Origin of the sequence: Hymenobacter aquaticus (genome assembly GCF_004765605.1) — a bacterium.
Lineage (GTDB): Bacteria > Bacteroidota > Bacteroidia > Cytophagales > Hymenobacteraceae > Hymenobacter > Hymenobacter aquaticus.
On record NZ_SRLC01000001.1, the window covers coordinates 2785798 to 2800869 of the forward strand.

Annotated in this window: 14 protein-coding genes; 6 read left to right on the forward strand and 8 right to left on the reverse strand. The window is 60.8% G+C overall.

Annotated features, from left to right (window positions below; genetic code table 11):
• Positions 1 to 507 precede the first annotated feature (507 nt).
• Positions 508 to 1296 (reverse strand): hypothetical protein, encoded by a 789-nt coding sequence (locus E5K00_RS11540; RefSeq protein WP_135463368.1) that lies wholly within the window; start codon positions 1294 to 1296, stop codon positions 508 to 510.
• 530 nt (positions 1297 to 1826) lie between these two features.
• Here E5K00_RS11540 and E5K00_RS11545 point away from each other — a divergent pair.
• Positions 1827 to 2237: a hypothetical protein gene (locus E5K00_RS11545; protein WP_135463369.1), complete on the forward strand. Its 411-nt coding sequence runs from the start codon at positions 1827 to 1829 to the stop codon at positions 2235 to 2237.
• A 298-nt stretch (positions 2238 to 2535) separates the two neighbouring features.
• Here E5K00_RS11545 and rny read toward each other — a convergent pair whose 3' ends face one another.
• The 6 genes from rny to radC form a co-directional block, all read right to left on the reverse strand.
• A complete protein-coding gene (gene rny / locus E5K00_RS11550; RefSeq protein ID WP_135463370.1) occupies positions 2536 to 4233 on the reverse strand; it encodes a ribonuclease Y in 1698 nt (565 codons plus the stop codon).
• 123 nt (positions 4234 to 4356) lie between these two features.
• Positions 4357 to 4647 (reverse strand): cell division protein ZapA, encoded by a 291-nt coding sequence (locus tag E5K00_RS11555; RefSeq protein WP_135463371.1) that lies wholly within the window; start codon positions 4645 to 4647, stop codon positions 4357 to 4359.
• A 31-nt stretch (positions 4648 to 4678) separates the two neighbouring features.
• Positions 4679 to 4975, reverse strand: coding sequence for a hypothetical protein (locus E5K00_RS11560; protein WP_100334523.1), 297 nt, complete (start codon positions 4973 to 4975; stop codon positions 4679 to 4681).
• Between the two features lie 275 nt (positions 4976 to 5250).
• Positions 5251 to 7686, reverse strand: coding sequence for a phenylalanine--tRNA ligase subunit beta (gene pheT / locus E5K00_RS11565; RefSeq protein WP_135463372.1), 2436 nt, complete (start codon positions 7684 to 7686; stop codon positions 5251 to 5253).
• Between the two features lie 124 nt (positions 7687 to 7810).
• Complete coding sequence (locus tag E5K00_RS11570) at positions 7811 to 8452, reverse strand: DUF1684 domain-containing protein (RefSeq protein ID WP_135463373.1); 642 nt, start codon at positions 8450 to 8452, stop codon at positions 7811 to 7813.
• 225 nt (positions 8453 to 8677) lie between these two features.
• Complete coding sequence (radC, locus tag E5K00_RS11575) at positions 8678 to 9421, reverse strand: RadC family protein (protein ID WP_135463374.1); 744 nt, start codon at positions 9419 to 9421, stop codon at positions 8678 to 8680.
• Positions 9422 to 9536: 115 nt separating this feature from the next.
• On the opposite strand from radC, the gene E5K00_RS11580 reads away from it, so the two are divergent.
• From E5K00_RS11580 to E5K00_RS11605, 5 genes are all read left to right on the forward strand, one after another.
• Positions 9537 to 10796, forward strand: a complete 1260-nt coding sequence (locus E5K00_RS11580) for a metallophosphoesterase (RefSeq protein WP_135463375.1) — start codon at positions 9537 to 9539, stop codon at positions 10794 to 10796.
• A 152-nt stretch (positions 10797 to 10948) separates the two neighbouring features.
• On the forward strand, positions 10949 to 11602 hold the full coding sequence (locus tag E5K00_RS22825; RefSeq protein ID WP_167856677.1) for a hypothetical protein: 654 nt from the start codon (positions 10949 to 10951) through the stop codon (positions 11600 to 11602).
• A gap of 228 nt (positions 11603 to 11830) precedes the next feature.
• Entirely contained in the window at positions 11831 to 12532 is a 702-nt protein-coding gene (locus E5K00_RS11595) for a carboxypeptidase-like regulatory domain-containing protein (protein ID WP_135463378.1), read from the forward strand.
• Between the two features lie 424 nt (positions 12533 to 12956).
• Positions 12957 to 13871: a UV DNA damage repair endonuclease UvsE gene (gene uvsE / locus E5K00_RS11600; RefSeq protein ID WP_135463379.1), complete on the forward strand. Its 915-nt coding sequence runs from the start codon at positions 12957 to 12959 to the stop codon at positions 13869 to 13871.
• A gap of 36 nt (positions 13872 to 13907) precedes the next feature.
• Complete coding sequence (locus tag E5K00_RS11605; protein ID WP_135463380.1) at positions 13908 to 14264, forward strand: hypothetical protein; 357 nt, start codon at positions 13908 to 13910, stop codon at positions 14262 to 14264.
• 157 nt (positions 14265 to 14421) lie between these two features.
• Here E5K00_RS11605 and E5K00_RS11610 read toward each other — a convergent pair whose 3' ends face one another.
• Positions 14422 to 14919, reverse strand: a complete 498-nt coding sequence (locus E5K00_RS11610) for a hypothetical protein (protein WP_135463381.1) — start codon at positions 14917 to 14919, stop codon at positions 14422 to 14424.
• Positions 14920 to 15072 lie beyond the last annotated feature (153 nt).

The window sequence follows — 15072 nt, forward strand, 5'->3', positions numbered from 1 at the left end:
CCGGCCCAACTGCTCTGGTAAGCCCCGCCGAACTGCCGTGCCGCCACTGGCACCGCCCACGGGTACAATGAAGCCGGGCAGGCCTGGGGTAGTTGTACCGTGGGCAAACGTGCGGCCCTGCCCAAAGCTCCCGGCTATTTCTACCCTAGCTCGGCCCTTGCCTAGGGTAAAATAGTAGCCCATACCCACTTCATATTGCCGGTTCCGCAAATACGAAGCCGTACTATCGGTGGCTTCGCCGCTACGGCAGGCACTTAGGGCGGCCCCTAGCCGCAGGAGTTCTACCGGCGACCAGGCGGCCGCTGCCTGGCCCGTTTCGAACAGGTGCCAGCTACCGGCCACCGCCAACTGCCCCCGATGCTGCACCACCGGCGTGGTAGCCAGCATCGGCTGGTAAAATGGCACGCAGCCCGTGGCAGTGCCAACCCCTAGCAAGGCCCAGAGTAAATAACGTACCATTGGCAACTGAGTTGAGAGAGTAACCAAGCTATATCGAACCGGCCCGGCTTACTTATCGCGCCCGAACTGCGGCCGGAACACGACGCCCAGGCTAACCATTGGCACGGGCCGGGACGCCTTGCGGGCTTCGCGGTTCTCGGCGTAGTAGTCGTTGCGGCCAGGACCTTCCGGCGCTACCAGCGGCGCGGGCTGCTGGGCTACCGACAGGCCCGCGGTAGCCTGGAGCTGCCACCGGTCGCGCGGGTCGAGGCTGACCCGGTAGAAGGCCAGGCCCTCGTGGCGGAAGGCGTTTTGCATGGGAATGGCCAGGACTTCGGGAGAGGAGCCGAAGCGGTACTCCAGCTGGCCGTAGCGCACATTGGCGAGCCGGTAGACTAGGCCAAACGACTGGGCCTGCCGCTCATGGGCCAGGCTCAATTGCCCGAATACCTTGCTGTACCGGGCATGGTAGGTGTTGATCCCGCCAATGGGAAACTCCGCCAGGGCTTTTTGGGCGGTGGCGGCTCCGTAGCCGGCCAGGCCCGTCAGCACCCAGCGGGGGCTCAGGTGGACGTAGCTACCCAGGCCCGCTTCCCACTGCCGGGTGGTGGCGTAGGTATTTTCCGCCAGCTTCGGCTGAAACGAGCCGGCGGCCGTCACCAGCAGATGCGGCAGGGGCGAATACACGGCCGTGCCCTCCAGGCGGGTGTTGGGTTGCAGGCTGCCGGTGAGCTCCAGCTGGCCCTGCTGGCTGACGGTGGAAACGGTGGGCTGCATGGGCGTGTAGACCGTGCAGCTGCCCAGCCCAGCCAGTAGAGCAAGTTGACTTAGATACTGGTAGAAATTGCGGGTTGCCATAGAAAGTAGCCGAAGTACGAAGTGCGGTGGTTGATACCTCAAACGTACACCGGCTCTCGGGCCAGGCGAAACCGATATTCCGGTTTATCAGACTTTATACACCGGCCAGCTTTTCCTGCTCAACCGCTAAAAAACCGTTCTTACTAGGCTGTTACCGGCATTTCGGCTGCTCCCGGCCAGGACTTTTAATTCCGTTATTCTGGTAATGGGTTCAGCAAGCGGCAGAGGCTGGAGCCGCAGCCACACCCTGACGGTGGAAAACCGCTCGGGTAACGCATTGGTGCTGTGGATGGCCCAGAAGGACGGTAAGGAAACGACGACGCAGACGTGTCCCGCCGGGCAAATAATGGTGCTGACGCGGGCCCAGCTGGGCCGGAAACGGCGCGGTTTGCGGGGGACACGGGCGGGGAGGCTATGGTTGTGGTGCGGCGGGTGGTGTAGCGGTAGTTTCTGAGTAGCTTAGGAAGCAGGTGGGGCGTAAGTGCCGCCTGCTTTTTTTGTGTAGCTTGGGAGGAATACCTGTGTTTATTATGTCGCAAAAAGAGTTTACCGATTATGTAACGGCCTGCCTATTCAGCCATTTTCCACAGTTTGTGCAAGGATATGCCAAGAAGCATGACGACATTATGGTTATCGACTATCCAAGTAGCCAAGGCAAGCTACTTCTCCGCATAACTACGCGGGGCAGGGAGCTTGCGGTAGGCTTTGCGGCCAACGCCGAGCGATTCGCCTGGCATCTGCACATGCGCCAGCTTGGAGCCATCACACCGGAAGAGGAAATTCAGGCGGCAACTCAGCTTTTACGCAGGATTTTTACTGATAGTGAGCTGATCGTACACTCATCGGCCTTGGGGTATTTTCTTACCGAAGACCCAGCGGGCATCTACCAGTATCAACAGCCGGAGGAAATCATCAGCGTCTTTCATTGGAGCGAACTATAGGTGTACGCCTCTTTCCTCTTTGACCAGCTAAAAGCACAGAATCTACCGGTGTCCTAACTGGCGCGAGTTTAGGCGCAGCCGTAACTCGTGACCAGTCATGACATGGAGGTTGTACCTCCACTGCTGCAGAGCGGCAAACCGGAACCGCGCCGAAGGCAGGTCGTTCTAACGGGGGAGGCACAGCCTCCCGGCATAAACCGGCACGAGTTACGGCTGCGCCTAAACTCGCGCCAGTTCAATCACAAAAAAGCCCCCGCAACTCTCGTCGCGGGGGCTTTTGCTTTCTGAATACAGCTACCTACTTAGCGTAGGCTACGGCGCGCATTTCGCGGATTACCGTGATTTTGATCTGGCCGGGGTACTGCATTTCCTTCTCGATTTTCTGCGAGATTTCGTAGCTCAGCTCCTGGGCCCGGTCGTCGGTTACGTTGTCGGCGTTGACCATCACGCGCAACTCGCGGCCGGCCTGGATGGCGTAGCACTGCAGCACGCCGTCGAACGATACGGCGGTTTCTTCGAGCTGCTTGAGGCGCTTGATGTAGCTTTCCATCATCTCGCGGCGGGCACCGGGGCGCGAGCCGCTGATGGCGTCGCAGGCCTGCACGAGGGGTGAAATCATGGCCGTCATCTCGATTTCGTCGTGGTGGGCGCCGATGGCGTTGACCACGTCGGGGTGCTCCTTGTACTTCTTGGCCATCTCCATGCCCAGGATGGCGTGGGGCAGCTCGGGCTCCTCGGTGCTTACTTTACCGATGTCGTGGAGCAGGCCGGCGCGCTTGGCGTGCTTCACGTTCAGGCCCAGCTCGGCGGCCATCGTGGCGCAGAGGTTGGCTACTTCGCGCGAGTGCTGGAGCAGGTTCTGACCATACGACGAGCGGAAGCGCATGCGGCCCACCATCTTGATCAGCTCGGGGTGCAGGCCGTGAATGCCCAGGTCGATGATGGTCCGCTCGCCGATTTCGACGATTTCCTCGTCGATGTTCTTGCGGGTCTTGGCCACGATTTCCTCGATGCGGGCCGGGTGAATGCGGCCGTCCTTCACCAGCAAGTGCAGGCTCAGGCGGGCTACTTCGCGGCGCACCGGGTCGAAGCCGGAGATGATAATGGCCTCGGGCGTGTCGTCGACGATGATTTCGACGCCGGTAGCGGCTTCCAGGGCGCGGATGTTGCGGCCCTCGCGGCCGATGATTTTGCCTTTTACGTCGTCCGATTCGATGTTAAAAATCGAGACGCAGTTCTCAATGGCGTGCTCGGCGGCGGTGCGCTGAATGGTTTCGAGCACGACTTTCTTGGCATCTTTGGTAGCCGTGAGCTTGGCCTGGGCCACCACGTCCTTGATGTAGGAGCTGGCCTGGATCTGGGCTTCGTTCTTGAGCGACTCGACCAGCTGCTCGCGGGCTTCGGCGGCGGTCAGGCCCGAAATGGTTTCGAGCTGGTGCTGCACCTGGCTGAGCTGGGCCTGGAGCGACTCGCGGGTGCTTTCCAGCTCCTCCTCTACTTCCTGCTCGCGCTGCTGGAGCTTGGCTAGCTGGGTTTCCAGGGTGGCGCGGCGCTTTTCTTCCTGGGCCTCCAGCCGCTCGCGCTGCTGCTGGGAGTCATGCTGGAGCTTTTCGCGCAGGGCGTCCATGTCCTGCTCCTTCTTCTGGATTTGCTCGAGCTGGCGCTGGGTGGTGAGGGTGAGCTGCTTGATGCTCTGCTCCTGCTCGACTACGCCCTGGCGGCGCTGGGTCAGCTCGGCTTCGAGCTCCTGCTTCTGCCGCTTGCTGTCCTGCTCAAACTCGTTTTTGAGCAGGCGGAATTTGTCTTTCGACTGCTGAATCCGCTCGTCGCGGGTGCGGGTGGCCTGGGCTTCGGCCTCCTGAATGATCTGTTGGGCGCGGGCTTTGGCGTCGGCCTCGTGGTCCAGGCGGGCCTTGCCGGCCAGCTGCCTGCCGACCACGATGCCGACCCCAAGGGCAAGCACGGCGGCCAGGATGATATACAAAATGTCGGGCATTGAGCTATGGTTTTAGGGGGGTGGGGAAAAACCATAACACGGAAAAACCTGCCGACGACGAACGAATGGCGGAGCCGCTTGCCCCACCCGATTCGAGTCTGAAACGATGCCGGCGCCGGTGCTTTAGCCCAGCACCACGCCCGACAGCAGCTCGTCCAAGCGCGCGAGGCGTTCGGTCAGGGCTGCATCGGTGCCGTCCTTTTCCTTGCTGACCTTCAGGCTGTCAGCCATGGTGGACAAGGCAATCATGGCCAGCAGATCCTGCTTGTCCTGAATGCCATACTGCTCGCGAAATTCCTTGATCCGCTCGCCCAGCAGGCGGCCCGCCAGGCGCAGGCGCTCCTCCTCCAGGGGGGCTACCCGCATCGGGTAATCCCGGTCGGCAATGCGGATTTTAATGGAAAGTTCGCTCATCGGGAGCAGCAGTCGTGGGATGTAGGGTTTGTTACTCTCTCAAGTAGGCAAGGCACTTATCTATTTCGCGGATATATTCGTTGAGGCGAAGTTTCAGCTCGTTTGCGTTGGCAGGTTCCCCTGCTATGGTATTGACAAGTTTAGCGATATTCTCTTGATTCTGGAAATCCTTCAACTGCCGCTCCCGGTCGCGCACGTCGGCCCGGAGCTGTTGGATGGTGGTCTGGGCATCGGCCAAATCCTCGCGCAAGCCCTGATAGGCAGCCACTAAAGACGTCACCTGACGCTCCAGGCGGTCTAGTTGGGCAAGTTGTTTGGAAGAGGCCATCGAAAAAGAAATATTTTGGAGGCTAATGTAAGACGAAGTTGCCGGCTGTGGTACTCCGGAGTTAAAGTTGGGCTTTAACTCGCTTCAGCCAACTACCTTCAATACCAAAAACGGCCCGGGCATTTACGTGTATAGAGTTGGCACGAATTGTCCTGGTATACTCTATAAAGCGTCATGCTGAGCGGAGTCGAAGCATCTCTGCCGCAGTAGTAAATAGATTTTACCATTGCAGTAGAGATGCTTCGACTTCGCTCAGCATGACGTCCTTTTGGGAGTTACTTCCGGATCAGGGCCCCGGCCTGCTTTTCGAACTGGCCGATGAGGCGCTGCATTACGCCGTCGATGGCCTGGTCGGTGAGGGTTTGGGTGGGGTCCTGCAGGGTGAAGCTCACGGAGTAGGACTTTTTGCCCGCACCCAGATTTTCGCCCTCGTACACGTCGAACACGTTCACGCTCTGCAGCAGCTTTTTCTCGGTGCGCTGGGCAATCTGACGGAGCTGGTCGAAGGTCACGGTCCGGTCGACGACTACGGACAAGTCGCGGCGCACCTCGGGGAACTTGGCCAACTCCTTGGCCGTGAGCGTGTTCTTGTATTTCCGCATCAGGAAGTCCCAATCCAGCTCGGCGTACCACACGGGCTGGTTCACGTCGAGGCGTTTGAGGATGGCTGGCGACACGGCCCCGAGGTGGGCCACCGGCTGGTTCTGGGCCAGCAAGGTGAGGCCCCCGGCCAAGTACGGATGCTGCACGGGCTGGGACGCGGGCTGCGCAAAGCCGAACGAGGCCAGGACCTGCTGCACGGCGGCGGCTAGCTGGTGGAAAGTGGTTTTGTCGGACTTCTGCTGCCAGGTTTCGGCGGCGGTGTTGCCGCTGAGGTAGATAACGAGCTTGTTTCGCTCAGTATACTTGCCCTCGGCTTCGCGGTGGTAAGTTTTGCCGAACTCGTAGAGCTTCAGGTCGCGCTGGCGGCGGTTGACGTTGTAGCGGATGATTTCCAGGCCCGAGTGCAGCAGCGTGGGGCGCATCACGTTCAGGTCGGCGCTGTTGAAGTTGAGCACCGGTACCAGAGTTTCATCCTTCTCCCCTTCCTTCTCGAAATAGAGCGAGTTGGTCAGCGAGTTGGTAATGATTTCCGAAAAGCCCTGGCCGCTGAGCAGGCGGGCCGTGTTCTGGCGCAGCACCTCGGGGTCGGGGTTGGGGAATTTGGCCAGGAACGAAGCCGAGTTGTGGGGCCGCAAAGCCACGTGGTTGTAGCCGTAGATGCGCAGGATTTCCTCGATGACATCGGCTTCCCGGGTCACGTCCACCTTGTGCGGCGGCACGCTCAGAATCCACTCGGCGTGGCCGGCGGCATCCTGGCTTTCCTCGGCAATGAGAATATCGAGGTCGGTGAGGATCTGGCGGATTCGCTCGGGGGCAATGAACTGACCCACGAGCCGTTCAACGCGGGGCAGGCGCAGGCGCACCGGCGTGTGGCTGATGGGCGCGGGGTACTCATCCACGATACCTGCGGCCACGGTAGCCCCGGCCACTTCCTGGAGCAGCAGGGCGGCACGCTTCAGGGCCACGGGCACCATGTGCGGGTCGGTGCCCCGCTCGAAACGGAAGGAGGCGTCGGTTTTGAGCTGGTGCACCTGGGACGATTTGCGCACGGCGGCGGGTTGGAAGTAGGCGCTTTCCAGGAACACGCGGGTCGTAGCGTCCGACACGCCGGAGGTTTTGCCCCCGAACACGCCGGCCAGGGCCATAGGCGCGCCGTTGGCGTCGGCAATAACCAAATCAGCTGCTTTCAACGTCCGCTCGGTGCCGTCCAGGGTCGTGAACTTCTCCCCTTCCTGGGCCCGCTTCACGATGATTTTATTGCCGGTAATCTGGTCGGCGTCGAAGGCGTGCAGGGGCTGGCCCAGCTCGTGCAGCACGAAGTTGGTCACGTCCACCACGTTGTTGATGGGCGAAAGGCCGATGCTGCGCAGGCGGCGCTGCAGCCACTCCGGCGACGGGCCTACCTGCACGTTTTCCAGCAGCAAACCGGCGTAGCGCGGACTGGCTTCCGGGTCCTGAATTTCCACCGTGATGTTGCGCTCGGCCGAAGCCGGGGCGTGAAACTTGCTGATGTCGGGCAGGTGGCAGGGCTGGCGCAGCAACGCGCGCAGCTCCCGGGCCACGCCGTAGTGCGAAGCGGCGTCGGCGCGGTTGGGCGTCAGCCCGATTTCGTAGACCGAGTCGGAGTCCAGGCCGAAGTACTCAGCGGCGGGCGTACCGTTGGGCAGCTCGGTTTCCAGCACCATGATGCCAGCGTGCGACTGGCCCAGCCCGATTTCGTCCTCGGCGCAGATCATGCCCTCGGAGGCCGCCCCGCGAATCTTGGACTTCTTGATTTTGAACGGCTCCCCTGCGGCTGGGTACAGCGTCGCGCCTTCCAGGGCCACTACCACGCGCTGACCGGCGGCCACGTTGGGCGCGCCGCACACAATCTGGCGGGGCGTGGCGTCGCCCACGTCCACGGTAGTCAGACTGAGCTTGTCGGCGTCGGGGTGCCGCTCGCAGGTGAGCACCGTGCCCAGCACCACGCCGCGCAGGCCGCCGGGGATGCTTTCGAGCTCCTCAATTCCTTCTACTTCCAGGCCGGAGCCGGTGAGCAGCTGGCCGAGTTCCACGGCGGGTTTGTCGGTCGGAATCAGGGTACGGAGCCAGTCGAGGGATATTTTCATCTTGGTTGCTGATTGCTGATTACTGATTGCTGATTGCTGTAGCTTGTTGAATAACGAAACAATCAACCATCAGCAATCAGCAATTCAGGCGGCAAAGGTACGGATTCGGGCGGGCGGCGAAAGGCTAGTGGGCGTGGCCGGTGTGGTCTTCCTCGGGGAAGCTCTTTTCGCCGGCCGGAATGGGAATGGGCAGGCGGTTGTCGGCCGGCGGCACGGGGCAGGAATACTCGTTGTTATAGGCGCAGAACGGGTTGTAGGCCGCGTTGAAGTCCAGCACGATTTCCTTATCGGCCTCCGCGGGCAGGGCAATATCGAGGTAGCGGCCCCCGCCGTAGGTGTCGAAGCCGTTGGTTTTGTCGGTGAAGGGCACGAATAGCTCGGGCTTGTCGTCGTTCACTTTCAGAAACAAGACCAGCTGCCGGGGCTGCCGGTCAAGCTCAAACGTGGCCTTGCCCCAGCGCAGGTACTTATCGGCCTTGCCGTCGGTGAGCTGCATGGCCATGGTATCAGGGGTGGCAAACCGCTCCAGCTGGGCCGTGACGCGGAAGGCTTTGTCGGGCGCGTAGTAGCGCAGCGAGTCGAAATGGTCGCGCTGCTCGGCGTTGAGCGGCGAGTCTTTCATGCGGCGGAAGGAGTTGTTCTTTTCGGTGCGGGCTTTCTGAATGCCGGTAGCGTACTGGTCGTGGCCCAGCACCAGATCCTGCAGGAAGTAAGCGAAGACCACCAGCAGGCCCAGGCCGATGAGAAGTTTGGGGTTGATGCGCATAGGCCGCAAAGGTAGTACACGGGCCTCACCCCAACCCTCTCCCGAGGAGAGGGGGCCAGATGACGCGAACAGACGAAAGTCACAGCTTCTCAGCTGTGACTTTCGTATTCCTATCAGATCAGGAGATGCTACTATCAGCAGTAGCCGTTGCAGAGGCGCGAGCCGAAGCGGCGGCGCAGAACCTTGCGGCTGGCCCCCTCTCTTCAGGAGAGGGACGGGGTGAGGCTACAGAATGCACTCGTCGGCGAAGCTGTAGTAGCCGTGGTCGGTGTAAATCAGGTGGTCGAGCACGGGCAAATCCAGGAACTGGCCGGCTTCCTTGAGCTTGCGGGTCAGGGCAATGTCGGCGGCCGAGGGCTGGCGGTTGCCGCTGGGGTGGTTGTGGACCAGAATAATGCTGCTGGCCAGCTGCTCCAGGGCCTCTTTGAAAATCATCTTGGGGTCGGCCACGGTGCCAGCCACGCCCCCGCTGCTCACGCTGGTTTTGCGCATCACCACGTTGGCCCGGTTCAGCAGAATCACCCAGAACTCCTCGTGGGGCAAATCCTGGAGGTTGGGCCGCACCAGGTTGTAGATATCCAGGGAGCAGGTGATGGTGGTGCGGGCTGCGGCGGCGGTTTCCTTGCGCCGCCGCCCCAGCTCCAGGGCCGCCACGATGGTAATGGCCTTGGCCTCGCCAATGCCTTTATGGCGCATCAGGTCTTTGATGGACAGCCGGGCCAGCTCGTTCAAATCATTTTTTACGGCCGCCAGAATCAGCTTGGCCACGTCCACGGCCGAGAGCTTGGCCGTGCCCGAGCCCAGCAGAATGGCCATCAGCTCGGCGTCGGAAAGGGCCGTGCGGCCTTTTTGCATGAGCTTTTCGCGGGGCCGGTCTTCCTCGGCCCAGCTCTTGATGCTGAAGCTGGCGGGGGTTTGGTAGAAGACGGGCGCAGTTGCTTCTTCGGACAGATTGTCAAACGATTCCATCGGGTATTGATGTTGTAGGGCGTAACGGATAAAGTATAACCGGGCGTAATTCGTCTGGTAAAGTAGTTACCGGCGGCCAAAACCTCTGCGCGCCGGCGTAGTTTCTCTCTGATATATGCAAAGAATCATCACCAGCGCGCTGTTTGTCGTGCTCCTGCTTGGCGTCGATTGGTACGTATTCCAGGCCGTGCGCACCGTCAGCCAGGGCGCTTCGGCCGCCACCCAGCGCTTTATTACCGGCGGCTACTGGCTGCTCACCCTCGTTTCCCTGTTCGGCATTCTCTGGATGGCCCTCACCCGCGGCACCCCGCCCACGCTGCTGCGCACCTACCTGACCAGCGCCATTATGGTGCTGTTCGTCTCGAAGCTGGTGGTAGTCTTGTTTCTGCTGGTCGATGACGCGGGCCGCCTCGTGCGGTTTATGGCCTCCAAGTTCGGGGCCCGGCCCGACCCGCTCGGCAACGGCAGTCCCGGCATTTCGCGCAGCCAGTTTCTGAACCGCATGGCCCTGGTGGCGGGCGGCATTCCGTTCGTGGCCCTGATCTGGGGCATGGTGAAGGGCGCCACCGACTACCAGGTGAAGCGCGTGGTGCTGAAGTTTCCGAACCTACCCGCCTCGTTCGACGGCTTCAAGCTGCTCCAGATTTCGGACTTGCACACGGGCAGCTTCAACGCCGACCCCGAGCCCCTGGAGCGGGCCGTGGCCCTGATCAACAAGCAGCAGGCCGACCTGGTCTTCATGACCGGCGACCTGGTCAACAACGTGGCCACCGAGGTGGAGCCCCACATTGATACGCTGGCCAAAATCCAGTCGAAGCTGCCGATTTACTCGATTCTGGGCAACCACGACTACGCCGACTACGTCGACTGGACCGATCTGGGCGGCCAATCAGCCAAGCAGGCCAACCTCGACCGACTCAAGCAGAACCACGCCAAGATTGGCTGGAAGCTGCTGCTGGACGAAAGCCACACGATTGAGCGCGACGGCGAGAAAATAGCGGTGCTGGGCGTGCAGAACTGGGGCGCGCAGATGCGTTTCCCGAAGTACGGCAACCTGGCCCAGGCCCACGCCGGCAGCGGCGACGCGCCCTTCAAAATCCTGCTCAGCCACGACCCTTCCCACTGGGAAGCGCAGGTGCTGGAATACCCCGACATCGACCTCACGCTCTCGGGCCACACCCACGGCATGCAGTTCGGCGTCAACCTCTCGTTCCTGAAATGGAGCCCGGTGCAATACGTCTACAAGCAGTGGGCGGGCCTGTACTCGAAGGGCAAGCAGCACCTGTACGTGAATACCGGCCTGGGCTTTATCGGCTACCCCGGCCGGGTGGGCTTCCTGCCCGAAATCACCGTGTTTGAGCTGCGCCGGGCCTAAACTGACCAATTTATTTCCGGAGAAAAAGCGGCTAGGATTATTCCTAGTCGCTTTTTTTATTTCCCGAGTTTACCCGGCAGTAACCGAGGAGTTTGTGGGCGCGTATACGCCGCATCAGTTTCTGATTTCTCTCACAACCGACTCTCTACACCATGAAAAATTCACTGTTGCTGTTGTCGTGCGCCGCGGCCTTCACAATGGCTTCCTGCTCGCAGGAAAAAACCACCGAAACCTCCGAAACGACCATTACCACGGACGCCGCCAACGGCACGGCCATGAACACGGCCGACATGGATACCCAGTACCGCAACCGCGCCAATACCATTGCCACCAAGATGGCCTCGGACATGAAAATCCAGGATACGGCGATGGTGTCGCGCGTGCGCACGGCCTACTACAACCGGGCCCGCCGCATGGGCGAGCTGCGCAACCAGTACACTTCCGACACGACCGGTATGGCCGCCGCCATGCGCGACGCCAACATGCAGACCGACACCGAGTTCAAGTCTATCTTCACCGAGCCAACGCAGTACCAAGCCTACGAAACCAACCGCTCCGCCTACGACGAGTCGAACTACATGGACGACAACTCGGCCATGTCTTCCTCGTCGGATATGAGCTCGTCGGCAGACATGAGCACCACCGACAACTCGGCCATGTCGTCATCGGCCGATAACTCGATGTCGGGCGGCACACAGGTGGAGAAGCTGAAGGCCAAGGCCGACGACGGCAGCAAGCTGAAAGTGAAAGACAACGGCAAGGTGAAAACCAAAGACGCCGACGGCAACAAAACAAAAACCGAGTAAGCGTCCGGCGTAATTCCGGACTAGCCGATAAAAAGCCCGATCTGGTCGATCGGGCTTTTTTACTTTTGCCCCGGAGCCTTCCTTTGGGTTCTGCCCAGCGCAGTTGCCGGCCGGTAATTAGCACCTGTCCTGAGTGCTTGCCGCACCTTTGCGGCAGTTTTTTCGTTGCTTCGGAACTCCTGCCTGCAACGGCTCCGGAGTTTTTGGGCTCATTTAGGGGCTACTTCCATGGTAGTCTGTATTCTAATCAGCTTCGTGAAGGGCTTCTTTCAACTACTACAGGGTTTCTTTTCGGCGCGGGCACTTGGCCTGCTGGTCGGCTGCTGGCTGCTGCTGGCAGGCGGCGCTGCGGCGCAGGTGCGCGTCACGGGCACGGTGTCGGGGGCTAAAGACCGGCAGCCCATTCCCGGCGCGGCCATTTTCGTGCAGGGCACCAACCGTGGCACTGTGGCCAATGCCGAGGGCGACTTTGCCCTCAGCGTTGCCAATACCGACACGCTCGTGTTTCGGGCCGTGGGCTTTAAGCCCCAACGCCTGCCGCTGGGCCGCACCGGCTTGTCCCAGATTGTGGTGCAGATCTACATGCTGCGCGACAGTATTCAGCTGGGGGAAGTCCGGATTCAGGAAGGGCGCCCCGATCGGGCCGTTATCAACCGGGCGCTGCGCAACGTGCGCCGGCCCACGCCCCCGGCCAACGCCGTGCGCCGGGCCCCGCCGCCCAAGCCCCTGTTCCCGGTCGATACCATCGCCCCGCGCGACCCTATCCCGACCCTGGCCAGCCCCATCAGCCTGATTTACGACCAGTTTTCCCGGGCCGGGCAGCAGCGGCGCAAGATGGAGGAAATTCAAGCCCAGGAAAAAGCCGCCCAGGCCGAGAAGAACCGGCAGAAATACAACCGCAACTTCAAAGAAAACACGGGCTATGAGTAATGTGCTCAGGTGCTAATGTGAGAAATGTGCCATTGCGAGCTTGCGAAGCAATCCGTCCTCTGCGCAGTACGACCTGACCTTTGCCCGGAAAGCCCTTTATTCCAGCTGGAGTAAAGGGCTTTTGCTTGTACCGCGAAGTTCCACTTCGCGCGTCGTTGGAGCCAGCTGAACAACCGTCGTTCAGCGCCTCGCGAAGTGGAACTTCGCGGTACATGGGTCAGGGCTTTTCACTTTAGAAGGCTGAGCACATTTCAGAGGACGGATGGCCGCCGCTTGAGGCGCGGAATGGCTCATGACACATTCAGCCACATTGCTCACATTCTACCCACATTGCTCACATTAAGAATTAGCACATTCCCCCACATTAGCACCTGAGCACATTCCTACTCACAACTTCACTTCCGGCCCCGCGTAAAGTCAGGGTATGAGAATTGGATATCCCTGCGTCAATGAATCCCTGGATTGCACCTCCGGAGCCACGTTTCGGCTGGCGTCTTACTCCGCTGAGCGGGTAGAGCTGGCCGTAGCCAGCAACCTGATTTGTCTGCAGCGCATCCTGGAATACAACGTGGCCCACGAGCTGCGCTTTTTCCGGATTGGCTCCAGCATCGTGCCGTTCGGCTCCCACCCCATCAACACCTTTCCCTGGCAGGCGCGCTTCGAGCCGGAGTTTCGTGCCATCGGCAACTACGTGCGGGCGCAGGGCATGCGCATCTCCTTTCACCCCGACCAGTTTGTGGTGCTCAACTCGCCCAGCGAGGATATCGTGCAGCGCAGCATCGCCGAGCTGGTGTACCAGGGCTCGATGCTGGACTTGATGGGCCTCGACAGCACGGCCAAGCTCCAGATTCACGTGGGCGGCCTCTACGGCGACCGGGACTTGGCCATCAGCCGCTTTATTGCCACCTACCGCGAGCTGCCGACGGCCGTGCAGCGCCGGCTGGTTATCGAAAACGACGACCGGCTGTTTAGTCTGCGCGACTGCCTGCGGGTGCACGAGGCCGTGGGCATCCCGATTCTGTTCGACAACTTCCACCACGAGTGCCTCAACCACGGCGAGCCAATGGCCGAGGCGCTGCGCCTGGCCGCCGCCACCTGGCACCCCGAGCGCGACGGGGTGCTGATGATGGACTACAGCTCGCAGCAGCTGGGCGAGCGGAAAGGTAAGCACACCACCACGCTCGAAGAAGACCTATTCCGCGAGTTCCTGACCCATCTGCACGGCCTCGACGTCGACATCATGCTCGAAATAAAGGACAAGGAGGCCAGCGCCTGCCGCGCCGTGGGCGTGCTGCGCGAGCTGCAACTCATTGCCGCCGAAGCCGCTTCCCTGTCGTAACACAACTCCTTTCACCCCCCTACTTCTTCCCTTTCAATGGCAAACGACACACTGCCCCAGAATCATCTGGCCAATACCATACAGGCCCTGAAAAGCGGCCTTACTTCCATCCCGCTCAGCGCCGCCATGGACAACACCGAGGCCTGGCAGCAGGAGTTTCTGCAGAGCGGCATCCCGGCCTTGCAGGACATAGCCCGCGAAATCGGCAACCTGCAGTCGTTGCTCACGGCGCCCAAGATTGACGGCCCCGCCGTAGGCCGCGCCCTGAGCTTGCTGGGCTCCCAGACTACCCAGTTTGCCTTCCAGGCCGAAGCCGGGCAGCAGGCCGACGTCCGCTCCATCGGCGACCTGCTCCTGCGCCTGGGCTCCGATTTGCAGGCCCAGCCCGCCTAACTGCGGGGCGCCGCAGTCCGAACACGACAAAGCCTGTCCGAGCATACCGGGCAGGCTTTGTTTTTGACGACGCGAGGTAGCAGGCCTTATGCCCCCGTAAAAAAAGCCCCGGCCATACTTGGTCGGGGCTTTTTTACGGAATGGCGTTAACCAGGAACTACAGGCCGGGCTTGGTTTTAGCCTTGGCCTTCATGTTGTCATCCTTGGTTTTCATTTTGCCTTTTTTGTCGGCTTTCGACTTCATCTTGCCGTTTTCCATGCTGCCTTCGCTCATGGTCGAGCCCGAAGTCGTGCTCATGGTGCCGGAAGTGGTGCCGGTGCCCATCGAGCCGTTGTCCATGGTGCCGGAGGTCGTGCCGGTACCCATCGTGCCCGAGGTCGTGCCCGTGTTCATGGTGCCGCTAGTCGTGCCGGTATTCATCGTGCCCGACGTGGTGCCGGTGCCCATCGTGCCGGACGTGGTGCCCGTGTTCATGGTACCCGAGGTGGTACCGGTATTCATTGTGCCGCTCGTCGACGAACCGCTCGTCATTGAGCCGCTGGTCATCGAACCCGAAGTGCTAGTGCCGGAAGTAGTGGTGCCGGTAGTGGTTTGGGCCGAAGCCGAAGTGATACCAGCAGCGAGAAGGGCGGCGAAAGCAAAAGCAGTTTTCATAGGAAGAGTTTTTGGATGTAGAAAGGATTTTACCGCCGGTGGGACTGACGCGGTAGAGCCTCTTACGCAGAAACGTGCTCCGTGTTGAAAAATACCGCTTCCTAAACGCCTGACCCATTTAGTCTAAGAGGCTTACCGGGCGGTAAACAGCCG

Coding starts and splice junctions, on each gene's coding strand:
- E5K00_RS22825 (WP_167856677.1), top strand. CDS start 10,949: ATGAAAAATTCACTGTTGCTGTTGTCGTGCGCCGCGGCCTTCACAATG.
- E5K00_RS11580 (WP_135463375.1), top strand. CDS start 9,537: ATGCAAAGAATCATCACCAGCGCGCTGTTTGTCGTGCTCCTGCTTGGC.
- uvsE (WP_135463379.1), top strand. CDS start 12,957: ATGAGAATTGGATATCCCTGCGTCAATGAATCCCTGGATTGCACCTCC.
- E5K00_RS11540 (WP_135463368.1), bottom strand. CDS start 1,296: ATGGCAACCCGCAATTTCTACCAGTATCTAAGTCAACTTGCTCTACTG.
- E5K00_RS11560 (WP_100334523.1), bottom strand. CDS start 4,975: ATGGCCTCTTCCAAACAACTTGCCCAACTAGACCGCCTGGAGCGTCAG.
- rny (WP_135463370.1), bottom strand. CDS start 4,233: ATGCCCGACATTTTGTATATCATCCTGGCCGCCGTGCTTGCCCTTGGG.
- E5K00_RS11570 (WP_135463373.1), bottom strand. CDS start 8,452: ATGCGCATCAACCCCAAACTTCTCATCGGCCTGGGCCTGCTGGTGGTC.
- E5K00_RS11605 (WP_135463380.1), top strand. CDS start 13,908: ATGGCAAACGACACACTGCCCCAGAATCATCTGGCCAATACCATACAG.
- E5K00_RS11545 (WP_135463369.1), top strand. CDS start 1,827: ATGTCGCAAAAAGAGTTTACCGATTATGTAACGGCCTGCCTATTCAGC.
- pheT (WP_135463372.1), bottom strand. CDS start 7,686: ATGAAAATATCCCTCGACTGGCTCCGTACCCTGATTCCGACCGACAAA.
- E5K00_RS11555 (WP_135463371.1), bottom strand. CDS start 4,647: ATGAGCGAACTTTCCATTAAAATCCGCATTGCCGACCGGGATTACCCG.
- radC (WP_135463374.1), bottom strand. CDS start 9,421: ATGGAATCGTTTGACAATCTGTCCGAAGAAGCAACTGCGCCCGTCTTC.
- E5K00_RS11595 (WP_135463378.1), top strand. CDS start 11,831: ATGGTAGTCTGTATTCTAATCAGCTTCGTGAAGGGCTTCTTTCAACTA.
- E5K00_RS11610 (WP_135463381.1), bottom strand. CDS start 14,919: ATGAAAACTGCTTTTGCTTTCGCCGCCCTTCTCGCTGCTGGTATCACT.